At 69.7% G+C, this 22665-nt stretch carries 13 protein-coding genes and 1 tRNA gene; 6 read left to right on the top strand and 8 right to left on the bottom strand.

Annotation, left to right across the window (positions count from 1 at the left end):
* Window positions 1–82: 82 nt before the first annotated feature.
* Together MBA17_RS06010 and MBA17_RS06005 are read right to left on the bottom strand one after the other, a co-directional pair.
* On the bottom strand, window positions 83–484 hold the full coding sequence (locus MBA17_RS06010; RefSeq protein WP_238495268.1) for a TOBE domain-containing protein: 402 nt from the start codon (window positions 482–484) through the stop codon (window positions 83–85).
* Window positions 485–1012: 528 nt separating this feature from the next.
* Window positions 1013–1531, bottom strand: coding sequence for a MarR family winged helix-turn-helix transcriptional regulator (locus MBA17_RS06005; RefSeq protein ID WP_238495267.1), 519 nt, complete (start codon window positions 1529–1531; stop codon window positions 1013–1015).
* A gap of 107 nt (window positions 1532–1638) precedes the next feature.
* Between MBA17_RS06005 and MBA17_RS06000 the strand changes: the two genes are divergently transcribed.
* Complete coding sequence (locus tag MBA17_RS06000) at window positions 1639–2298, top strand: FMN-dependent NADH-azoreductase (protein ID WP_238495266.1); 660 nt, start codon at window positions 1639–1641, stop codon at window positions 2296–2298.
* A 33-nt stretch (window positions 2299–2331) separates the two neighbouring features.
* Window positions 2332–4050 carry an LLM class flavin-dependent oxidoreductase gene (locus MBA17_RS05995; protein ID WP_238495265.1) on the top strand — a complete coding sequence of 573 codons (1719 nt, stop codon included), beginning with the start codon at window positions 2332–2334 and terminating at the stop codon, window positions 4048–4050.
* A 107-nt stretch (window positions 4051–4157) separates the two neighbouring features.
* Here the strand turns inward: MBA17_RS05995 and MBA17_RS05990 are convergent.
* From MBA17_RS05990 to MBA17_RS05965, 6 genes are all read right to left on the bottom strand, one after another.
* Window positions 4158–4232 (bottom strand) — tRNA-Cys (locus MBA17_RS05990).
* 523 nt (window positions 4233–4755) lie between these two features.
* A complete protein-coding gene (locus MBA17_RS05985; protein WP_238495264.1) occupies window positions 4756–5811 on the bottom strand; it encodes a zinc-binding dehydrogenase in 1056 nt (351 codons plus the stop codon).
* Window positions 5808–7505: a phytoene desaturase family protein gene (locus MBA17_RS05980; RefSeq protein WP_238495263.1), complete on the bottom strand. Its 1698-nt coding sequence runs from the start codon at window positions 7503–7505 to the stop codon at window positions 5808–5810. Before MBA17_RS05980 ends, MBA17_RS05985 begins: the two co-directional genes overlap by 4 nt.
* Before the next feature lie 2 nt (window positions 7506–7507).
* Window positions 7508–9175, bottom strand: a complete 1668-nt coding sequence (locus MBA17_RS05975) for a phytoene desaturase family protein (protein WP_238495262.1) — start codon at window positions 9173–9175, stop codon at window positions 7508–7510.
* Window positions 9165–18824 (bottom strand): non-ribosomal peptide synthetase/type I polyketide synthase, encoded by a 9660-nt coding sequence (locus MBA17_RS05970; RefSeq protein WP_455432703.1) that lies wholly within the window; start codon window positions 18822–18824, stop codon window positions 9165–9167. The genes MBA17_RS05975 and MBA17_RS05970 overlap by 11 nt, the downstream gene beginning before the upstream one ends.
* A gap of 64 nt (window positions 18825–18888) precedes the next feature.
* Window positions 18889–19680 (bottom strand): sterol desaturase family protein, encoded by a 792-nt coding sequence (locus MBA17_RS05965; protein ID WP_238495261.1) that lies wholly within the window; start codon window positions 19678–19680, stop codon window positions 18889–18891.
* 490 nt (window positions 19681–20170) lie between these two features.
* On the opposite strand from MBA17_RS05965, the gene MBA17_RS05960 reads away from it, so the two are divergent.
* The 4 genes from MBA17_RS05960 to MBA17_RS05945 all read left to right on the top strand — a co-directional run bounded on the left by MBA17_RS05960 (window position 20171) and on the right by MBA17_RS05945 (window position 22538).
* Window positions 20171–20779 (top strand): TetR/AcrR family transcriptional regulator, encoded by a 609-nt coding sequence (locus MBA17_RS05960; protein ID WP_238495260.1) that lies wholly within the window; start codon window positions 20171–20173, stop codon window positions 20777–20779.
* Window positions 20776–20937 (top strand): VOC family protein, encoded by a 162-nt coding sequence (locus MBA17_RS05955; protein WP_238495259.1) that lies wholly within the window; start codon window positions 20776–20778, stop codon window positions 20935–20937. The genes MBA17_RS05960 and MBA17_RS05955 overlap by 4 nt, the downstream gene beginning before the upstream one ends.
* An 11-nt stretch (window positions 20938–20948) precedes the next feature.
* Window positions 20949–21254, top strand: coding sequence for a VOC family protein (locus tag MBA17_RS05950; RefSeq protein WP_238495258.1), 306 nt, complete (start codon window positions 20949–20951; stop codon window positions 21252–21254).
* Window positions 21255–21383: 129 nt separating this feature from the next.
* Window positions 21384–22538: an esterase-like activity of phytase family protein gene (locus MBA17_RS05945; RefSeq protein ID WP_238495257.1), complete on the top strand. Its 1155-nt coding sequence runs from the start codon at window positions 21384–21386 to the stop codon at window positions 22536–22538.
* The last annotated feature ends 127 nt before the right edge of the window (window positions 22539–22665 follow it).

The raw sequence follows: 22665 nt of genomic DNA, 5'->3' as shown, positions 1-22665 counted from the left end.
CTTCCGGGCGGGCGGAGGCGTGGCCGGAACCGGGCTGTCACCGGGCGCATGGCGATCTGGACAACGAGGGCTCCTTACCGGCTCACGTGCGTGCGTGGTCGGGAATCTCCACGACGACGTTGGTGGACTTGATCACGGCGACCGCCATCACCCCCACCTCCAGGCCCAGCTCGTCGGCCGCCTGACGGCTCATCAACGACATCACCCGATACGGCCCGGCGGCGATCTCCACCTGGGCCATCACCGCGTCCCTGATCACCTCGGTCACGATCCCGCGGAAGCGGTTGCGCGCCGAGGAATGCCCGGAGCCGTCCTCCGCCTCGATCTGGGCTCGCGCGAACGCGGCCAGATCGACCCCGGCCACGATCCGATGGCCATGCTCGTCGCGGCGAGCCGGCAGCCGCCCGGCGTCGATCCAGCGCCGGACGGTGTCGGGGCTGACCCCGAGCAGCACGGCCGCCTCGCTGATCCGAAACGTCGTCACGAGCAATCACCTTACCTTCGCACATTCTAGCTTCGATATCTGAGTCACATCGCAACCGCACGTCGATCCACTGACTGCTCATCGCACCTGAGACAGGACTGGTGGGCGGGGGATCGCCATGGTCGAGCTCGTGTCGCTTCCCTGTACGACGAAGTCTCTCGTAGGTCGGCAACGCCTACCTGGCTCGGAACGCCGCTGATCCCCGGACCCGTGCGGTTCCGTCGCCTCGCGTTGTCAGAGCGGGGAGACCTGCTGCTCGCCTCCTCACCGGCAGGCTGGTATCGGCAGGCTGGTCGAGGCCTTCCAGGATGGCGGCGGTGCGGACGCCGTCCGGAGAGATCGTCATCGTGGGCTGAGCGGGCGCCCGGTCCGCCGCCCCTCGTTCCCAGCGCGGTGACCGGGACCGTGGCGCTCGCCCACGCGCCCACGCGCCCGTCGGCCGGGCATCGTGCGGCCGAACTCTGAACTCTGAACTCTGAACTCTGAACTCGGGCTCGGAACTCAGGACTCGGGGCGCAAGCTCGGGGCTCAGGGCTCCAGGTGGTCTGCGATGTCGCAGGCGTTCTTGAGCGGGTCGAGCGCGTTGACGTGCGACGCGAGGCGTTGCAGCATGGTGCGGAACTCCTCGGCCTCGGCGTCGCTCAGAGCGCCCAGCAGGTAGGACTCGACGTGCCGCATGTGCCGCCCGCGCTTCTCGCACGCCTCGCGGCCGGCGTCGGTGGCGACGATGCGGCGGTTGCGCCGATCCGCCGGGTCGGGACGGCGCTCGACCAGCCCTGCCTTCTCAAGGTCGTCGATGAGATAGGTCAGGACGGTGCGGTCGATGCCCAGGTGCTGAGCCAGGGATCCCTGGTTGGTGGTGACCTCTTGGACCGCGGCGGTGATGACCTGGTAGCCGCGAGGGCCGCCGGGCAGATCGCTGACCGCCGAGCCGACCGCCTTGGCGTAGGCGCGGAACAACACCCCGAGCGCCCAGCCGACGTCGCCTACGCCGGCGCTGCCGGGCTCGGTCCCGACTTGGGCGAGGTTGCGTTCACGAGTCGCCATGCCATGAGTCTACCAGGGTGTGTGGTCATCATGATGTTCTTCTTGACAACACATCGATATGCAATATCGTCTGTCCAGCAACATATATTACGAGAGGTCAGGTCATCATGATCTTGTTCAGGCTGGACGCCAGCATCCGCGAAGACGGCTCGATCACCCGGCAGGTCGGCGACACGGCCCAGGCCGAGTGGCAGCGAGCCCATCCGAACAGCACGATCACCCGGCGTGATCTCGGCTCCGACCCGGTGCCGTCGGACGTGTGGTCGCAGGCGGTGTCCGCGAGCTTCGTCCCGTCGGACCAGCGCACCGACGCCCAGCGGCGCTCGGCCGCGCTCGCGAGCACTCTCGTCGACGAACTGATGGCCGCCGACGCCTACCTGTTCGCGGTGCCGCTCTACAACTTCGGACCGTCACAGCACTTCAAGACCTGGGCTGATCTGATCTTGACCGACCCGCGCCTGGCGCCGGGCGTGCAGCCGCTGGCGGCGCGCCCGGCGACGCTGGTCACCGCTCGTGGTGGCGGCTACGGGCCGGGCACGCCGCGCGAGGGCTGGGACCACTCCACGCCCTGGCTGGTCCGATTCGTCCAGGACGTGCTGGGCATGGAGGTGCAGACCGCCTTGGCCGAGCTCACGCTGGCCGACGTGAAACCCGAGATGGCGGCCCTCCGGGGACTGGCCGAGGAGTCCCTGCACGCCGCCCACGAGTCGGCCGGGCGTCACGGCCGATTCCTGGCGGAGCAGGCGGCGGCCCGCATCCCGGCCTGAGTTCCGCACGTTTGAGGAGGAGGAGACCCCCCGATGGCCGACTACGGGCACGATCTGCTGTTCGGCACCTTTCTGACGCCGGCGGCGGACCAGGCGGAGCGAGTCGTCGACCTCGCACGGCTCACCGAGCAGTCCGGGCTGGACCTGGTCAGCGTTCAGGACCATCCCTACCAACCGGCGTTCCTGGATGCCTGGACCCTGCTGTCGGTCATCGCGGCGTCCACCACCCGCGTGCGGGTGTTCCCCAACGTGGCAAATCTGCCGCTCCGCCCCCCGGCGGTGCTCGCCCGCAGCGCCGCCAGCCTGGACATCCTCAGCGGCGGCCGGGCCGAGCTCGGCCTCGGCGCCGGCGCGTTCTGGGAGGCCATCGCGGCTCAGGGCGGCCCGCGCCGTACCCCCGCCGAATCGGTGACCGCGCTGGAGGAGGCCATCCGGCTCATCCGCGCGCTGTGGACGCCGGGACGCGGCCTGCGCCTGGACGGCGAGCACTACCAGGTCCAGGGTACGAAGCCGGGGCCGTTCCCCGTTCATGACATCGGAATCTGGCTCGGCGCCATCAAACCGAGGATGCTGCGGCTGACCGGGCGGGCCGGCGACGGGTGGCTGCCCAGTTCGTCCTATGTGCCCCCCGATCAGCTACCGGCCGGGAACCAGGTCATCGACGAGGCGGCCACCGCCGCAGGCCGTACCCCGGAGGCCGTGCGCCGCCTCTACAACATCACCGGCTCCTTCACCGGCGACGGCTTCCTGCAGGGGCCGCCCAAGGTATGGGCCGAACAACTCGCCGAGCTGACCCTCGCCCACGGCGTCAGCGGCTACATCCTGGCGAGCGACTCGGCCGTCGCCATCCAGCGGTTCGCGGCCGAGGTCGCCCCCGCCGTACGCGAACTGGTCGAGACAGCACGCGGCACCTCTCCTGAGCGGCCCGTGTCCGCGGATGGTGCGTCTGGTGATGAGCGGCTCCCGTCAGGGGGTGGCGTGTCTGGTGAACGGCGCCCGGACGAGGGCGGTGGCGGTGGCGTGCCTGGTGCGGGTTCCGCTGCGGAGGGCGTTTCGGAGCGGAAGGCGGTCGCTGAGCAGAATGTGCGGAGTGCCCCTTCCTTTCGGGAGCGGGTATTCGGAGGGACGGCGCGACGCGACGCCCGTGGGCAGACGGGGCCGCTGGCGGCGCCGACCCCCGACGACGGCGTACGGCTCAGCGAAGCCCCGGCCTGGGACGAGAGCACCCGGCCCACCGGCCCGGAGCCGGATCCGGCCCGCGCCTACACGCCCCACGAGCAGGCGGCCGGCCGGCACCTCATCGACGTGCACGATCATCTGCGCACCGAGTTGGCACAGCTGCGCGACCTGGTGGAGCAGGTCGCCGCCGGATCCATGGACCCCGGCACCGCCCGGTCACGACTCAACGCGATGACCATGCGGCAGAACAACTGGACCCTCGGGGCCTACTGCGAGTCGTACTGCCGGGTCGTCACCAACCACCACCTGCTGGAGGACCAGAGTCTCTTCCCCCACCTGCGCCGATCCGACGCCCGTCTCACCCCCGTGATCGATCGCCTGGAGGAGGAACACCACGCCATCCACGAGGTCATCGAACGCGTGGACCGCGCGCTGGTCGCCTTCGTGACCGTCCCCGACGGCCTGGCCGAGGTACGCGCCGCCGTTGACCTGCTGACCGACACGCTGCTCTCCCACCTGTCCTACGAGGAGCACCAACTCGTCGAACCCCTGGCCCGGCTCGGTTTCCAGTGACCGAACCCCCGAACCGTCGGGGTCGCGAGTGAGTGTGCCAGCCGGGGGCTGTCCGTAGCCGGCTCGTGACGCCCCCCGCTGGAGCGGGCGGGCGGCACGACGGGACATGGAGGCCGTGACCGGATTCGAACCGGTGTCTACCGCTTTGCAGGCGGTTCCCTGGGCCACTCGGGCACACGGCCATGCCGAGCCAGCCACGGCTGACTCGCTTACTTCGTCCTTTCAATAGAACGGACGACCAAAACTGGAAAGCATTCAACGGGCACGTTTCGACGAAACCGCATTCATTCGTACGGCACGCGAAACAGAACACGCCGAGCATGTGAATTGAGAATGACGCGAGAGTCTGTGTTTCGCGGAAGCGCACCATTCGGGCACAAGGCGGCCCAGGTTGAACGGGTGCGGTGGAGAGGTCGCTCAGCCCTGACAACAGGGCTGACGACAGACGAGGGAGTGACGGCCGCAGGTGCGGCAGGTCATCGTGACCGCCATCTTCCTGTCCATCATTCCACCCCCCTGTCGCCGTGTGGGCCGCACGTGGCGGGCCCGGCCTTCTCTGTGGAATTCACATTAAAGGATGGGGGTGGGGTCGTGTCAACTGCGCGCCGATAATAATCAACGTAATTCGCCCGCGCTCGATAAGGCGCCGGTCATGAATGACCGGCGGGGGCGCCGACGAGGGCCGTCGCTCGGCGCCGCCCGTCCTCACAGCTTGACGAGGATCTTGCCCCGGTTGGCCGCCCTGTCGCGGAAGAGGCTCTGGTAGGCGTTCGGGATGTCGTGGAACCCGTGGCGGATGGTCTGCGAACAGGTGATCTCACCGCGGCGGACCAGGTCGCCGAGGTCGTCGTGCAGGGCGCTCCAGTTCTCCTCGGTGAACCATTCGAGCGCGTAGATGCCGCGGACGGTGGTGCGCGGGTACATGATGTACGGGAGCAGCCGTGGCCCCACGTGGTCATTGCCGACCTGGCTCGCCCACTGCCAGCACACCGCGACCTGGCTGCCGATGTTGAGCATGGCGAACACCGCGTCGGTGACGCTGCCGCCCAGGTTGTCGAAGTACTTGTCGACTCCGTCCGGCGCGGCGGCGGCGAGCGCCTGGTGAACCGTCTCCGTGTCGTCGCCCTGCTGGTAGAGGATGACCTCGTCGAAGCCCAGGCCGGTGAGATACGCCATCTTCTCGGGGGTTCCCGTGGTGCCTACCACCCGCGCCCCCGCGCGCTTGGCCAGTTGCCCGGTCAGCGACCCGATCAGGCCCGACGCGCCGCTGATCACGACCGTGTCGCCGGGCCGGACCGTCATGAACTTGGTCAGCGTGCCCCAGGCGGTCATGCCGGGGCCGCCCATGACGCCCAGCGCCGTCGAGATCGGCAGCGCGTCGTCGAAGCGCGCCGGATCCAGCCTGCGGTAGGCGGGGAACACCATGGGAAACTCCCCCGTCTTCCACGGCAGCGCAGCGCCGTCGCTGATGACATGGCTCCGCCAGCCGCCGAAGCCCTGGACCAGGTCGCCAGGCCGATGGGCGGCGGCCGGCCCCGCCTCCAGCACCTCCATGATCGAGTCGGCGCCCATGTGATCACCGATGGGGGTGTCCCTGGCGATGCCCTGCAGGTAGGGATCGACGGACACGTAGCGGGTCCGGAACAGCATCTCGTCGTCGGCCAGCTTGACCTCGACGTCCTCGACGACCTTCTCGTACATCTTCGCGGCGTCGGGCACCCCCTCGTTGTGCTCGCGCATGATCCACTTCTCGATCTTCATGCCATGCTCCTAGTCGGCGAGTTGATTGCGGTGGGTCCCGTGGCTGCGGCTCCCACGGGAACGACGAGATGCGTCGGAGGCGGCGCGGTGTCGTCGACGTCGGCGGTGAACGTCCTGCCGTCGTCGCGGCAGACGAACTGCATGACATGCCGGCCCGCGGCCGCGGCGCGGATCAGGCCGCCCGTCGTCGCCCACACCCCCGACACGTAGAAGTTCTCCAGCCCGGGTAGCCGGGGTCCGTGCTTCTTGACCAGCACTTCGAGGGTCTCGCCGCTCTCCACGAACGGCTGCCAGCCCAGCACGGTCCCGTCGTAGTTGCCGGTGTAGCGGACCTGGGTGAGCGGGCTCGACACGTCGCGCACGGCGATCGTGTCCGCCAGGCCGGGGTAGCGCTGGTCCAGGAACGCCACGATCGAGTTCCGCACCCGGCGTTTGGCGGTCTGGTAGTCGCGGCCTCGCCGTACGGGCAGGGTGTGGAACTCCTCGCCCCTGCGGACGCGGCTGGCCTGTTCGGGGCCCTCGCTCAGGGCGCGCCAGGGGGCGATGTCGCAGAAATAGGTGGCGTAGACGACGGTCGTGTCCTTGGGCGACAGTTCGGGGTAGTGCATGCTGCGGAACTGGACGTTGATGCTGGGATGGCGGATGCCGATCAGCTCGGCCGCCTCGGCGTCGTCCAGCAGGTAGGTGGTGCAGGGCTCCGCTTCGGGGAAGGGCCGCCGCAGGCCGAGGAAGACGGTGAAGTAGCCGGGGAACACCATGCCCGGCTCCTTGAGGGTGCGGGTGTAGAGCCGGCGGTAGGCGTCGTTGAGGTAGGCGCCCTTGAGCAGGCTCATCGTCGTGGTGGGACCATCGCAGGCGGAGACCACGATGTCGGCCCGGAATTCGCGCCCGTCGCTGAGCCGTACGCCCACCGCGCGGTCGTTCTCGACCAGCACCTCCTCGACCTTGGCGTTGTAGGTCACCTGCCCGCCGAGCCGCCGGTAGCGTCGCTCGATCGAGTTGGCCAGCCCGAGAGAGCCGCCCTCAGGCACCCCCGCAGAGAGGTTCGCGTGCGCGGCGAGCTGGAAGTAGAACGGCAGCACCGGGAACGCCGGGTGCTTCTCATAGAGGACGAAGTTGAACGCCTCGCGCAGGAACGGATCCTTGAACCGCGCCGAGTAGTCGGTCATCAACACGCTGATCGACTTGCGGACGACGTTGAAGTAGGGGAGGAACGACGACAGCATCCGCAGGCGCTCGGCCCGGCCCATCAAACCGACCGGCTTGAGGAACGGGTAGACGGCCAGGCACTTCTTGAACTTGCGCAGGCCGTCGCAGAAGTTCCTGATCAGCCTGGCGTCGGCCGGCGAGATGCCGAGCAGGTGCTCCTCCAGCCGGTCCGGGTCGGAGTAGAAGTAGACCGCCCGGCCGTCGCGGCCCCGCACGATGTTGAAGACGTCGAAATGGCGCATCTGCTTGCCCTGGAGCGCGCCGAGTTCGAGCCAGATCTGGTGCATCTCGTTGCCGGGGCCGTTGCCGAGCAACCAGCTGATGCAGCAGTCGAAGGTGAACTCGCCCCGGTCCCAGGCCGTGCAGCAGCCGCCGGGGATCTCGTGCATCTCCAGGATCTGGGTGCGGTAGCCGTTCATCTGCGCGTAGCAGCCGGTGGACAGCCCACCGAGGCCCGCGCCGATGATGATCATTGTTTCTCGCATGGCTAGCGCACCGGCCACTTCTCAAGCTGGGGAAGATGGCCGAGCTGGTCGCGGTGCCAGGCCCGGCCTCCCGGGCTCTCCCACGCCTTGAACGCGATCCCCAGCTCCTCGCAGAGGTATTGGGTGACGAAACGGCCGGTCGACGCGGCGCGGATCAGACCGCCCATGCCGACCCACTGACCGGCCATGGAGAAGCCGTGCAGGCCGGGCAGGCGCATCCGGTCCTTGTTGATCACCTTGGTCACCACGTCCTCGGCCTCGGAGAACGCCTTCCAGGCCAGGATGCTGCCGTTGAAGTTGCCGGTGTAGCGCTTGGTGGTGGCCGGCGAGGCCACGTCGACCTGCTCGATGCGCCCGCCGAGGCCGGGATAGCGCCGCTCCAGGAACTCCCGGACGAAGTCGGCGACCTGGTGCTTACGCGCCCAGTACGCCTTGCGGTCGCTGCCGCGCAGGGACTGCCAGTAGCCGAAGTCGCTGAAATAGGTGCAGTGGATCACGGATTTCCCCGGCGGGGCGAAGCCGTCGGAGTAGCGGGAGCGGTCCTGCACCACCAGGCTGTTCTGCAGCACGCCCGGCAGTTCGGCGCTCTCCTGATCCGACAGCAGGTAGGTCGTGCTGTGCGCGTCGCCGGGGTCGAAGTCGCCGTCGACGCCGACGAAGGCCGAGACCACCCCGGGGTACAGAATGCTGGGCCGTTTCAGCAGGTCGTTGTAGAGCTTGTCGATCCTCGGGCTGGTGTACCGCCCGTCCAGCAGGCCGTAGATCGTGGTGTAGCCGTCGCACGCCGAGACGACGTGGTCGGCGTAGTGCCGCGACCCGTTACGCAACTCCACGCCGACCGCCCGGCCGTCTTCGACCAGAATGCGCTCCGCGCGGGCCCGGTAGGTGATCACTCCGCCGAGCGAGGTGTACCGCTCCTCGATCGAGCGCGACAGGCCGAGCGAGCCGCCCTGCGGGAACCCGGCGTTGTTGTTGTACGCGCTGGCCATGTTGAAGAGGTACGGCAGCAGCGGGAAGATCTCGTGATCCTGGAAGAAGATGTTGCGGAACGCACGGCGCAGCAACGGATCCTGGAACCTGTCGGCGAAGGTGTGCATCTGCGTCGCGGCGGTGCGCCAGAAGAGGCGGAACGCGGGGAGGACCGTCAACAGCGTCCTGAGCTTCTCGCGAGGCGTCTGCAACGAGGACGGTTTCAGGAAGGGGTAGAGGTTGATGTCGATGAATCGCCTCAGATCACGGCAGAAGGACCGGATCAGCGGCCCGTCGGCCGGCGAGATCTCCAGCAGGTGCCGCTCCAGCCGGTCGGGATCGTTGTAGAACGTCACCGACCTGCCGTGTTCGTCGGTGATCCTGTTGAACTGCTCGAAGTTCATGATCGTCTTGCCGTCGAGGGCGCCCAGTTCGCGCCACACCTGGTTGGCGTCGTTGCCGGCGCCGGTGCCGACCAGCCATTCGATGCAGTAGTCGAAGATGTAGCCCTCGCGCGACCACGCCGTGCAGCAGCCGCCCGGCAGGACGTGCTTCTCGAAGATGCGGGTCTCCATCCCGCTCATCTGCGCGTAGCAGCCGGTGGCCATACCGCCGACGCCCGCGCCGATGATGATGACCCGGGGGGCTGAGCCGGGAGGGCGGTCGCGGGTGCTCCAGTCGGGTCCGGTGTCACGCGACACGGGTCTCACCGCCCGCCGGAACCTGGACCTTGCCCGCCTGGGCCTCGTCCGTCTCGCTCACGGGCGATGTCTGGCTCCCCGGCGATGTCTGGCTAACCGACGGTGTTCCGCCCGCCACCGGCGTCTCACTCCCCGGCCGTGCTTCGTCCACGGGCAACGTCTCGCTCGTCGGCAGGGTCCCGCTTGGCGGCAGAGCCCCGCTCGGCGGCGGTGCTTCGCCCGCCGCCGAGGTCTCGCCGGAGAGCATCGCGCTGGAGAGCGTCGCGCGGGTCAGGCCGGCGTTGCGCGCGAGATGCTGCTCGTCGAGCATCTCGGCGTGCGTCCCGAAGCCGCGGAGCACCTCGGTGCGCGTGGCCGAACTGCCGTGCCAGGTGCCGCGCTCCCCGGCGGCGTAGAACGCCACCTTCTCCTCGTCGGAGATCACGCTGACCGTGGCGGTGACCGACCCCAGGTTCGGGGTGCGGCTGCAGAAGTAGATGTACTCCCTGGCCTGGTCGAGCGTCTCCTGTGCGACGATCTCCGACCCGGTGTGCCTGCGCAGGTGCTCGCCCAGCTCCTGTTCGAAGGCCGCGATGTGCTCGTCGCCCACCTCGAAGGACTCGGCGACGCGGTAGGAGTCCATGATGATCACGTTCCGCACCTCGCGGCCGCGCCCCTCCAACTCCTTGGCCACCTCGAACGCGAGGTTGCCGCCGAGCGAGTAGCCGAACAGGAGACAGGGCCCCTCGGCCTGGACGGCCTCGACCAGGTCGGCGTACCGCCCGACCTTGCCGTCGCCGGACAGATAGTTGAACGCCACCAGGCGGTACTCCGGCAGGTGCGCGGCGAGCGCCCGGTAGACCAGCCCATGGCCGCCCGCCGGCGGGAAGCAGAAGACCGTCTGCCCGCCGCCGAAGACAAGGTACGGCTGGACGTCGGCGCTCCCCCCGTTGACGGCCTGCTCCACCGCGAGGGCCATGCCGTGCAACGTCGTGACCTTGAACAGCCGGCTGACCGGGATGGCGACGCCGAACCCGGCACGCAGCAGGTAGATCAGCTCGATCAGCTTGATCGAGCTGCCTCCCGCCTCGAAGAAGTCGTCGTGCAGGCCGGCATCCTCCAGCCCGAGCAACTCCTTCCAGTATTCGGCCATCCGCAGCTCGTAGATCGTGACCGGCGCCTCGTAGGCCGGCTTGCCCGCGCCGGCCGTCGGGGCGGGCAGCGCCGCCGTGTCGATCTTCCCGTTGGACGTCAGCGGCAACGCGGGCAGCTCGACGAAGTACGACGGGATCATGAAGGTCGGCAGGTAACCGGTGAGATGCCGGCGCAGCTCGCGCAGATCGAGGACCGCACCGGCGGCCGGGACGCAGTAGGCGCACAGCGTGCTGTCACCGTGCGCGTCCTGGCGCACCGTGACCACCGCCTGCTCCACGGCGGGCCAGGCGGTGAGCTGGGATTCGATCTCGCCCGGCTCGACGCGGTGGCCGCGCACCTTGACCTGCGTGTCGGCGCGTCCCAGCAGGTGCACGCCGCCGCCTGCATCCCACCGCGCGAGGTCGCCGGTCCGGTAGAGACGGGTGGGCTCGCCGTTCAGGCTGAGGGTGACGAAACGCCGCGCCGTCTGCTCCGGATCTCCGGCGTAGCCCATCGCGACCCCCTCACCGCCGATCCACAGCTCCCCGGGCACGCCGGGTGGCACGGGCTCGCCGTACTCGTCGAGGATGTAGAGCGCGCTGTTCGGGAACGGGCGTCCGATCGGCACCATCTGGCTTGGTTCGAGCCCGTCGACCGGGCCTTCGAAGTAGGTGCTGTCGATGGTCGCCTCGCTGAGCCCGTACGAGTTGACCAGGCGGGTCCGCGGGCCGCACAGGGCGCGCAGCCGCTCGTACTCCTCGACCTTCCACGCGTCGGAGCCGACGATCAGCAGGCGCATGAAGCCGAGCCCTCTGCCCTCGCGCTCGCAGTGACTCATCAGCCCGCGCACGACGGCGGGCACGAACTCGCCGCAGTCGGCCCGCTCGGCCAGCATCGTCTCGTACAGCCGGGCCGTGTCGAAGAGCAGCTCGCGGGAGATCAGCACCAGGGTGCCGCCCGAGCACAGCGCCCTGACCAGGTCGCCGGTGAAGACGTCGAAGGGGAAGCTCGCCAGTTGCAGGTGGACCCGGACGTCGTGGTCCAGCCGGTACTCCTCGCGCCAGGAGCCGTAGGCGGAGGCGAGGTTGCGATGGCTGATCCGCACCGCCTTGGGGCGGCCGGTCGAGCCGGAGGTCGAGATGACGTACGCGGGGGAGTCGAGATCGACGATGACCTCCGGCTCGGCCCCCGGCGGATCGGCGATCCGGTGCAGGTCGCCGAGGGTGAGCGCGCCGCCGGGCAGCCCGGCCAGCAGCTCTCGGGCGGAGTCGTCGACGATGACCAGCCCGCAGCCCGCGGCGTGGACCAGGTGGGCCAGCCGGTCGACGGGATGCCCCGGATCGAGCGGCAGATAGGCGCCACCCGCCTTGAGCACCGCGAGCAGGACGACGATCAGCTCGGGCGACTTGTCCAGGCACAACGCCACCACCGACCCGTTGCGGACCCCCAGCCCGCGCAGCCGCCGCGCCAGCAGGCGGGCGTCGCGCTCGACCTCGCCGTAGGTCAGCCGCCGGGGAGGGCCGGAGACGGACGGCATCGACACGGCGACCGCGTCAGGACGCTCGGCGGCGATCCGGCTGATCAGCTCGTGCACCGGCAGGTCGTAGCGGGCCCGCCGGTCGGCGCCGCTCCACGTGGCGAGGACGCGCCCGCGCTCCTCGGCGCCGAGCAGTTCCAGCCGGGTGATCGGCTGAGCGGCGGGCGCCCGGGTCAGCGCGTCGACCAGGTTGACGTAGTGCGACGCCAGCCGCCGCATCGTCTCCGGTACGAACAGGTCGGTGTTGTACTTGAACACGCAGTGGAACCGCTGGTCCGTCTCGTCCTCGTAGGCCGACAGCGTGAGGTCGAACTGCCCTTCCTCCTCGGGCAGCTCGATGTAGTCGAGGCGGTAGCCGTACCGCTCGGTCGTGACCTTGTGGGCGAGCAGGATGAACATCGCCTGGAACACCGCGGAACGGCTCGGGTCGTGTCGCAGCCCCAGCTTCTCCACCAGCAGCACGAACGGGTACTCCTGGTTGTCGAGCCCGTTGAGCACGGTCGTGCGGACCTGCGCGAGGACCTCGGCGACCGACGGCTCGCCGCCCAGGTTCACGTGCAGCGGCAGCGGGTTGACGAAGTAGCCGTAGACGGAGGAGAACCGCGTCTCCGTACGGCCGGTCACCGGGCTGCCGACGACGACGTCGTCCTGCCCCGAGTAGCGGTGCAGGAGGATGTAGTAGGCGCTCATCAGCACCACGAACACGGTCACGTTGTGCTCGCGTGCCAGGGCGTGCACGCGCTCCCTGAGCTCGGGTTCGAGCACGAAGAACTCGGACGCGCCGTTGTTGGTCTGGACGGCCGGGCGCGGCTTGTCGGTGGGCAGGCTGAGGATCGGCGTGTCGGCCGGCAGGTGCTCCCGCCAGTAGTCGAGCATCTTGGCCGCGCCGGGATCGGCCAGGACCTGGTTCTGCCGGTTGAGGAAGTCGAGGTACGTCGCCGAGACCTGCGGCAGCTCCACCGGGCTGCCCTGGCGCAGCCCTTCGTAGATCTCGAACATCTCCTCGATGAAGGTGAACGTCGAGATCGCGTCGGACACGATGTGATGGACGGCCTTCATGATCACCCAGTGATCGTCGCCACGCTTGAACAACCGGAAGCGCACCAGCGGATCACATTCCAGGTCGTACGGCTTGCGGTACTCGTCGATGATCATCTGGTGGATGTCGTCCCACGCCCTGTCCTGGACGTCGAACAGGGCGAGGTCGGGCTCGGCGCCGGAGGAGATCTTCTGCATCGGCCGCCCCTCGGCGTGCACGATGTTGGCCCGCAGGCTGGGATGGCGCTCGATCACGGTGCGGACGGCGGCGAACATGAGCTCGGGGACGAGCCGGGCGCGCACCTCGACCGCGCCGCCGATGTTGTAGGCGAAGCCGTCCGGATTGAGCTGCTTCAGGAACCACAACGCCTGCTGGTTCTGGGTCAGCGGGTAGAGCCCCTCGTCGCCGAACACCTCCGCCGTCGAGCCCCCGCCCCCCTCACCGGCGGCCACCAGGTCGGCCAGGCTCGCGTACGCCTGCGCGATCAGTTCGCTTACCGGAGCGTTGCCCAGCAACGCCACCACCGGCAACGACAGGGTGAGCTCGGTCTGGATCCGGGCGCGCAGCTCCATCGCGAGCAGCGAGTCGAGGCCCAGCGAGTTGAGGCTGGCCACCTGATCGATCTGCTCCGGCGCGACCCGGAGGACATCGGCGGCCAGCGCGGTGAAGCGCGTCGCCAGCAGCTGCCCGCGCTGCTCCTCGTCGGCGTCGCGGAACGTGTCGAGGAAACCGCCGGGCTCACCCGGCGGCGAGTCGTTCGCGGCCACGGCCAACTCGGTCACCAGCGAGGGCGGCGCTGTGTACCAGGCGAGGAAGAGCTGCCAGTCGGCCACCGTCGCGACCAGCAACTGGGCGCGGTCCTGGCCGATGACGCGCTCCAGCACCGCCATGCCGGCGTCCGGCGACAGCGAGGTCATGCCACGGCTGTTGCGGTAGTGGGCGACCAGCCCGAGTTCCTCGATCATGCCGGTGGCCCACGGACCCCAATCGATGCTCAGCGCCGGCAGACCGGCCGCCCGGCGGTGGTGCGCCAGCGCGTCCAGGAAGGCGTTGCCCGCCGCGTAGTTGGCCTGGCCCGCCGTGGTCAGCAGCGAGGCGATCGACGCGAACAGCACGAAGTGTTCCAGCGGCTCCGCGCGCAGATGGCGGTGCAGCAGGTAGGCGCCGACCACCTTGGCGTCGTGCGCGGCGTCGAAGATCTCCCGGTCCATCTCCGGGATCAGCGTGTCGCGGACCCGGCCCGCGAGGTGGAAGACGCCGCGGATCGGCGGCGACTCGCTCGCCCGGTAGCCGGCCAGCCAGGTGGTCAGGGCGGTCTCGTCGGTGATGTCGAGCGGGGCCAGGATCGGCTGCGCGCCGAGGGCTTCCAGCTCTCTGAGGAACCGCACCTGACGGCCTGCCGCCGAACGCGGGTCGAGGTCACGCCACCGGCCGCGGTCGGGGACCCTGCTCCGGCTCACCAGGATCAGCCTGCGTGCGCCCCGCATGACCAGCGTGCGGCACAGCAGCCGGCCGAGCGCGCCGAACGCGCCGGTCACCAGGTAGCTGCCGTCGGGGCGCAGGCGGAGCGGCAGCGGGCGGGTGAGATCTTCGACCGGCCGCAGCCGGCTGGTGTAACGCTGATCGCCGCGCAGGGCGATCTCCTCCTCGTCGTCGACCGCGAGCTCGCGCAGCAGCGCCGCGGCCTCGGTCCGGCGGGTGGCCGGGTCGCCGCCGCCCGCTGGGTCCAGATCGATCAGCTTGCCCCGGTTGGCGGTGAGTTCCTGCTGCCACAGCACCCGGCCGATCCCCCAGGCCGGCGCGCCGAGCGGCTCGACGGCCTCACATGCGGCCACGGCCTGGGTCCCGCGGGTGACGACGTGGAGCCGCCCGCCCGCCCGCGCGGACAGCATCGACTGAGCCAACGCGACGACGGAGTACGCGCCGGTGCCCGCGTGCCGGCCCAGCTCGTCTCCGGACGTGGCGTCGATCGGCGGCAGGTCGAGGTTCCACAGGTGCACGACGGGGCCGGCCGGCGGGCCCAGCTCGTCGAACAATCGCCTGAGATCGGCGGCGGAGCCCGGCACGACCGCCGACTCCCCGTGTTCCCGGCGCATCCGGTAACTCCAGCCGGGCCGAACCAGGTGGCAGCGCTCGCCCCGGGCCCGGATCAGCGTGGCCAGCTCGTCGCCGACGCCCTGCGTGTCGGCGAAGATCAGCCATTCGGCGGCGAGCACGTCGTCGTTGGCGGGGCCAGCAGGGTGGGCGGAGCCGATGGGGCCAGCAGGGTCGGCGGAGCCGATGGGGCCAACAGAGTCGGCGGAGCCGACGAGGCTAGCAGAGTTGGCGGAGCCGACAGGGCAAGCAGGGAGCGGCCGCTCGACCCAGGTCAGGTCGGCCAGCCAGTTGTCGATCGTGCCCAGGCCGACCGTCGCCGACGCCTTCTCCACGTCGACCGCGCGGAACCCGTCGATCCGGCCCAGCGGCGCGCCGCCTTCGGTGTAGACCGCGATGTCGCCGACCAACTCCTCGCCGTCGTCTCTGACGATCGTCGCGTGGGCCCAGATCGGCTGGTCGCCCACCGGACCGAGACGCGCCTCCCCGATCGACAGGGGCAGGCGGATGCCGGTGCCCGGCGAGCCGGTGTCCTCGTCCGGGAGCTGCGCGGCCAGCAGCGACTGGAAGCAGGAGTCGAGCAGCGCCGGATGGAAATGGTGGTCGGCGGCGTCGCCCGCCAGCGTCTCGGCCGGGCGGATACGGGCGAGCGCCTCACCGGGACCGATCCACACCTCCTCGATGCCCTGGAACGCGGGGCCGTACTGGTAACCCATGGCCGCCAGCGCCGCGTAACAGCCGGGGCCGTCGAGACGGCGTCCGCCGCGCGCCCGGATCGCCTCGGTGTCGAGCGCGGCGCCGAGCCGGCGGGGCTGACCGGCGCGGACGATCCCGCCGGCGTGCACGATCCGGTCCTGACCGGCGCCCGGCATCGTCGCGATGGTGAACGCGGCGCCCTCGCCCGCGAAGGAGAGCTGCACCTTCCTGGCCTCGCCGCCGGTCAGGAACAGCGCCTTGCGCAGCTCGACGTCGGCCAGCGTCACCTCCGTGCCGCCGGTCATCGCCCGCACCGCCTGGGTGGCCATCTCCAGATAGCCGGCCGCGGGGAACAACACGTTGTCCTGGATGCGGTGATCGCCCAGGTACGGCAGCGCCTCGGTGTCGAGCGTGGCCTCCCAGGTCGGCTCGGCGGTGGCCATCCGGCGGCCGAGCAGCGGATGGTCGCGCCTGCCGAGCCGGATCTGCTCGACCGCCGCGGGCTCCACCCAGTAACGGTCGCGCTTCCACGGATAGCGGGGGAGCGTCACCGGCGTGCCCGCGGGGTGCAGCACGTCCCACGCGATGTCGACGCCCAGGTTGTGCAGCGCGGCCAGCGACATGGCGAAGCGCGCCGCCTCGTCCTCCTGGCGGCGGATCGAGGGCAGGGTCCGTCCCTCGGCGTTCCGGGCGCTGAGGCACTCCTGGATCGAGTGACCGAGCACGGGGTGCGGGCCCACCTCAAGGAACAGGCCGTAGCCGTCGTCGACCAGGCGGTCGATCGCCGCGTGGAAACGCACTCCGTCGCGGACGTTCCGCCACCAGTAGTCCGCGTCGAGCTCGTCCCCCCGCGCCAGGCCCTCCTGCCCGGTCAGGTAGAGCGGCACCTGCGCGGCGCGCGGCTCCAGGTCGGCCAGCGAGGACAGCAGCTCATCCTTGATCAGCTCCATCCGCGGGCTGTGGTACGGCACGCGCACGCTGAGGAACCTGACGAAGATCTGCTCGGCCTGCAACTCGACGGCGATCTTCGCCAGGGCGTCCTCGTCGCCGGCCAGGGTGATCGCGGTCGGGCTGTTGACCGCGGCCACCGAGACCTGGTCGCCGTGGCCCCGCAGGCGGCGCAGCGCCTCGGCCTCGGGCAGGCTCACCGCGAGCATGGTGCCGGTGCCGACCAGCTTCTGCTGGAGGCGGCTGCGGTGCACGACGATCTTGATCGCGTCCTGGAGGCTGTAGACGCCGGCCTCGTAGAACGCCGCGACCTCGCCGGTGCTGTGCCCCACCACGGCGTCCGGGCGCACGCCGTACTTGCGCCACAGGGCGGCCAGGCCGATCTGCACCGCGAAGTTGGCCGGCTGGGCCAGCCAGGTCTCCGCCATTCTGGAGTCGTCCTCGGCGGCGTTGAGCTCCTTGATCAGCGACCAGCCGGCGAGCTTGCCGATCTCATGGTCGCAGCGCTCGATCGCCTCGCGGTAGACGGGCTCGGTCTCGAAGAGCCGGCGGCCCATCGCCCACCACTGAGGGCCCATGCCGGTGAAGACCCAGACGAGCTTCCGCGCGTCGCGCCGCTGGTCGAGGAGCACCTGCGGGTTCGCCTCGCCACGCAGGTACGCCGCGAGGGACTCGTCCAGCGAGGCGCGGGAGGAGTAGACGATCGACAGGCGGGAGTCGAGGTGCTGCCTGCGGTGGGCCAGCGTGTAGCCGAGGTCGGTCAGTGCCACCGGCGGGCCGTCGACGCCGGCCAGTTCGCGCCGGATGCCCTTGACCAGCTCGGGGAACGCAGCCGGATCGCGCGCGGTGAGCGGGAGGATGCCGTAGCCGGGCTCGGTCGGCGTCACGGCGGGCTGCTCGCGGGGCGGCGCCTCCGCCAGCACGATGTGCGCGTTGGTGCCGCCGAAGCCGAAGGAGTTGACCCCGGCCAGGGCGGGCCCTTCGTGCTCGGGCCAGTCGGCCGGCTCGGCGGGGATCTCGAACGGCGCGGCGGCCAGGTCGATCTCGGGGTTGATCCGCTCCAGGTTGATGTGCGGCGGGATCTTCTTGTGCTTCAGGCACAGCACGGTCTTGATCAGCCCGGCGATCCCGGCGGCGGACTCGGTGTGCCCGATGTTGGTCTTCACCGAGCCGACGTAGCACTTGGCGCCCGGCTCGCGCCCGATCGACAGCGCCCGGCCGAGGGCGTTGGCCTCGATCGGGTCGCCGACCGGGGTCGAGGTGCCGTGCGCCTCCACGTACTGCAGCGCGCCCGGCACCGTGCCGGCGTCGGCGCAGACCCGCTCGATGAGGCGGACCTGGGCATCGGGGTTCGGCACCGTGATGCCGTTGGTGCGGCCGTCCTGGTTGACGCCGGTGCCGACGATCAACGCGTGGATCGGGTCGCCGTCGCGCAGGCTGTCCTCCAGGCGCTTGAGCGCGACCACGCCGACGCCCTCGGCGCGCACGTAGCCGTTGGCCGAGGCGTCGAAGGGGGAGGACCGGCCGTCGGGGGACAGGAAGCCGCCCTTCGTCTCGGCGATGGTGTACTGCGGCGTCATGTGCAGCAGCGTGCCGCCGGCGAGCGCGAGGCTGGTCTCGCCCCGGCGCAGGCTCTGGCAGGCCAGGTGCACGGCGACGAGTGACGAACTGCACGCGGTGTCGATAGAGAGGCTGGGGCCGCGGAAGTCGAAGCAGTAGGAGATGCGGTTCGAGACCATCGTCATCATGGTCCCGGTCGCGGTGTGCGCGGCCAGCGTGTCGAAGCCGAGGTCGGCGAACTGGAGGATCTTGTAGTCGAGGGTGAACGCGCCGACGAACACGCCGACGTCGCGGCCCGCGAGCTCGGCGGGCTTCTGCCCGCCGTCCTCCAGCGCCTCCCAGGCCACCTCCAGCAGCTTGCGCTGCTGCGGGTCCATGTGGTCGGCCTCGCGCGGGCTGATGCCGAAGAACGCCGGGTCGAACTCGTCGAAGCCGTCGATGTAGCCGCCGCGCCCGCCGACCAGGCGTCCGGGCTTGGCCTTGTCGCCGCTGCCGAGCGTCGTGACGTCGTATCGGTCGGCCGGGGTCCGCGTGATGCAGTCCTTACCGTTGATCAGGTTCCGCCAGAACGCCCGATAGTCGGACGCGCCGCCGGGCAGCCGGCAGCCGATCCCGATGATCGCTATCGTGTCGGGAGAGGCGGCCTTGCTTGAATCCGTCACCGTCGAATCCTTGTGTTGTCGCGTGCGAGGGGATGGCGTCCTGAGCCAGGCGGACTCGGCCGGCCTAGCTGCGCCGAGGGCGCCAGGGGTGCAGCAAACTGGCGAGGACCGCGTCGGTCGCGGGGAACGACGACGGGTCGTGCAGCCCGACCGCGTCCGGCCGGCGGCCGGGGTGCCAGGTGAAGCTGCCGAACAGGCGATCCCAGATCGACAGCTCGGAGCCGTAGTGCCCGGCCTCTGACAGGTCGGTGCTGTGGTGCAGACGATGCTGCTCGGGGCTTGCGAGGACGTAGTTGAGCCAGCCGATGCGGACATCGATGTTGGCGTGCACGAAGTAGCCCTGTGTCAGGACGAACAGGCCCACGGCGAAGACGGAGTCCATGGAGAATCCGGCGAGCGCCAGCGCGAGTTGGACGACGCACTGCGAAAGCACGACGTCGAAGATGTGGTTGACGCCGTTGTTGGCGACGTTGACCTTCTCCGGCACGTGGTGCACGCCGTGCAGGCGCCACAGCCACGGGTTGGTGTGGCCCAGCCGGTGCACCAGGTAGCTGGCCAGCGAGCCGAGCAGCAGGGCCAGCGGGATCTCCGCCCACAGGGGGAGCAGCGGCTTCGGCAGCGCCACGGCGCCGACGAGCGCCGTCACGGGGAGTTGGGCCAGACCCGCGCCGGCGATGGTCAGCACGAAGTAGACGCCGTACCAGCCCCACTCGCCGCGGGTGGGATGCCAGCCGCGGTGGTAGGGGATCAGTCGCTCCAGGGCCGCCAGGTAGGCGACCGTGCCGATCAGGAAGATCATGCCGACCCGGCCGAGATCAAGCCGGTAGCGAATCGCCACGGTGGCCGTCGAGACCACTGCCGCGAGCAGGATCGGATAGGCGATCCACCGCAGAATCGAATAGAGGCGAAATTCCGGATGGGCGGTCGTTGTTTGCCGCGGACACGGCGAATCAGACTCTATTCGAGGAGGAGTATCCATGCCACGCATCCATCTGACAGGTATCTCAAGCAGGCACAGGCCGTGCCGGGGACAATGGTGGTGCGATGAATCGTGGTGGAGGTCGGCAGTGGACTGACGGTGATGCCTTGAATGAGCGCATCATCCCCCTTCCCCCGCAGGCGGCGCTCCTTGCTCAAGGGACCGAGTGCCTGTGCCGTTCGACAAATGTGGGGGAGCCCCCGTCGAGCGCTTGGAGCGGGCGGCGTCCCCCTAGATGTAATCACACTTTGTAGTTATGGCAACACGAAGGGCAAGGATTTCTAATGTGTCCTTGGCCGGCGCGGCATCGGAGTGAATACTCACTCCGCGTTGACGGAGTGAGCGCTCACTCCTTAGCATGCGTCGCATGAGTGACAGAGCACCCCGGCGGAGAGCGCCGGGCATGGGCCCCGAGGAGCGGCGCGCGATGATCGTCGCGTCCGCCCTCCCCCTGGTGGCCGAGTACGGCACGGCGGTGACGACCAGCCAGATCGCCGGCGCCGCCGGGATCGGCGAGGCCACGATCTTCCGCGTGTTCACCGACAAGGCGGAGCTGCTCGACGCCTGCATGACCGAGGCCGTACGGCCCGACCACGCCGTCAAGGAGATCGCCTCCGTCCCGTTGGACCAGCCGCTGGCCGGCCGGCTCATCGAGGCCGCCGACGCGCTGGGGGCCCACCTCGCCCGGATCGGCACGGTCGCCGGCTCGCTGCACGCCTCGGGGCATCGGCGCGGGGAGGCCGGCGAGCGGCCGTCGCCCTCCAGCAGGGAGACGTCCATGGAGACGATCAGGGAGGCGGTGGCCGACCTGATCGAGCCGGACGCGGCGTCGTTGCGGTTCCCCCCGGGCCAGGTGGCCGCCGTCTTCCTCGGCCTGCTGTTCGCCCGGGGGCGGTCCGGCGGACCGGACGAGTTGCGGACCTCCGATCTCGTCGAACTGTTCCTGCACGGCGCCGTCCGGCAGGAAGCCGCGTGACCATCACCCTCGACCACACCATCGTCCCGGCCGCCGACAACCAGGAGGCGGCCGGCTTCTTCGCCGGAGTCATGGGGCTGGAGTGCCTGCCGCCCACTGGATCTCGCGGTCACTTCGTGCCGGTCACTTCGTGCCGGTCAGGGTCAACGACACGCTGACCCTCGACTTCATGACCGTCGAGGACACCCAGGGGCATCACCTCGCCTTCACCGTGGATCCCGCCACGTTCGACGCGATCCCGGGCCGTCTCCGGGAACGCGGCGTGCCGTACGGCAGTGAGCCGTGGGCTCCAGACAACGGCCGGATCGATCATCCGCGTGCTCGCGCGGGCTGTTCTTCGCAGACGTGGCCCGGAACCTCTACGAGGTCATGTCGACGGAGTGAGGACGCGTCCGGCATGGGCGGCGGTGCTTTCGGGCGCCGCCGTCCGCGCGTTCCGGTCTGTGGCGAATTCGATTATCAGAAATCCCGCTGAATAACGGGATGGTTCGCCATTCATCTGGTCGAAGAGGGCGTCAAAGAATCGCGGTTCAAGTTTCCGTAGACATTTCTTCAAACTCACGGTCTCATGTACATGCCGAATTCCGTGAGGCGAGGAGAAGAAATGCGTAGTTGGCGGAAATTTGGGGCATTCGCCGTCGCGTTCGTGGCGGCGACGGGGGCAGGGGTCGTCGATCTGCAACCCGCGACGGGTGCGGCCGCCCCGAGAGAGGTGCGGATCACCCGCTTTCTCGGTGAGCAGCGTCTGCCGCACCGGATGCAGTTCGAGGGGACCACCGTCGGCGGGTTGTCCGGCATCGACCGGGATCCCCGCACCGGCACCTGGTATTTCATCTCCGATGACCGCTGGCGCTACAACCCCGCCCGCTTCTACACCGGACGGCTCGACATCGACCCGAGGACGGGCGCCTTCACCGGGGTGCGCCTCACCGGAGCCACCACCCTGCGCCGGTCCGACGGCACCCCCTACCCGGGCTACGGTCAGCCCGAGTCGGCCGACCCGGAGACCATCCGCTTCGACGGCCAGAGTCGCCGGCTGCTCTGGGCGCACGAGGGCGACCGCCCCGACGAGGGGAGTCCGAGCATCCCGGTGTCCGGACTCTTCGTCCGATGGGTCGACGAGGGCGGTCGCGACCTCGGTGAGCTGCCGCTGCCCGGCAACCTGACGCTGACCGGCGAGGACCGCGGTCCGCGCCGCAACTTCGGGTTCGAGGGCCTCGCCATCGCCCCTCGGTCGGTCGCCGCGGTCGTGGAGGGGCCCAGGCACGAGGACGGCAAGCCGCCGACGGTCCGGCGTGGCGCGCCGACCCGGATCACCGTTTGGGACCGCGGAGGCCAGGTCCGCGCCCAGTACGCCTACCAGATCGACCCGCTGCCCGCCGCGCCGATCCCGCCGACCGGCCACTCCGACAGCGGCGTCTCGGAGATCCTGGCGATCGACGACCACCGGTACCTCGCGCTCGAGCGCTCCTGGATCGAGGGCGTCAACTACAAGGTCAAGCTGTACGAGATCGACCTGCGCGGCGCCACGAACATCCTGTCCAGGAACAGCCTGGCCACCGGCGGCCCCTACCGTTCGGTCGGCAAGCGTCTGGTCCTCGACCTGGGCACGGTCCGCCAGCCGGTGCAGAACCTCGAGAGCCTCGCCTGGGGCCCGCGCCTGGCCACCGGCGAATGCAGCGTGGTGATCGGCTCCGACGACAACTTCGACTCCCGGGAGGTCACCCAGTTCCTGGCGTTCGCCGCCCGGGGCTGCTGACGTCGATCGCTCGCACTCCTCCCCGGCCTGAGGTGACGGGCCGGGGATTTGCCGACGCCGAAAGTGAACCTTTACAAAGAGCCGCGACTCCGACGTTACTCCCAAGTATTGACCTTGGGCTGAGATC

The sequence above is a fragment of the Dolomitihabitans soli genome, assembly GCF_022213955.1.
Taxonomy (GTDB): Bacteria; Actinomycetota; Actinomycetes; order Streptosporangiales; family Streptosporangiaceae; genus Streptosporangium_A; species Streptosporangium_A soli.
This window is presented reverse-complemented; position numbering and strand designations above follow the sequence as displayed.

Excerpts from the sequence above, each read along its gene's own strand:
- MBA17_RS05980 (WP_238495263.1), bottom strand. The coding sequence starts at position 7,505 with ATGCGAGAAACAATGATCATCATCGGCGCGGGCCTCGGTGGGCTGTCC.
- MBA17_RS05985 (WP_238495264.1), bottom strand. The coding sequence starts at position 5,811 with ATGAAGATCGAGAAGTGGATCATGCGCGAGCACAACGAGGGGGTGCCC.
- MBA17_RS06005 (WP_238495267.1), bottom strand. The coding sequence starts at position 1,531 with ATGGCGACTCGTGAACGCAACCTCGCCCAAGTCGGGACCGAGCCCGGC.
- MBA17_RS05995 (WP_238495265.1), top strand. The coding sequence starts at position 2,332 with ATGGCCGACTACGGGCACGATCTGCTGTTCGGCACCTTTCTGACGCCG.
- MBA17_RS05960 (WP_238495260.1), top strand. The coding sequence starts at position 20,171 with ATGAGTGACAGAGCACCCCGGCGGAGAGCGCCGGGCATGGGCCCCGAG.
- MBA17_RS05950 (WP_238495258.1), top strand. The coding sequence starts at position 20,949 with ATGACCGTCGAGGACACCCAGGGGCATCACCTCGCCTTCACCGTGGAT.
- MBA17_RS05945 (WP_238495257.1), top strand. The coding sequence starts at position 21,384 with ATGCGTAGTTGGCGGAAATTTGGGGCATTCGCCGTCGCGTTCGTGGCG.
- MBA17_RS06000 (WP_238495266.1), top strand. The coding sequence starts at position 1,639 with ATGATCTTGTTCAGGCTGGACGCCAGCATCCGCGAAGACGGCTCGATC.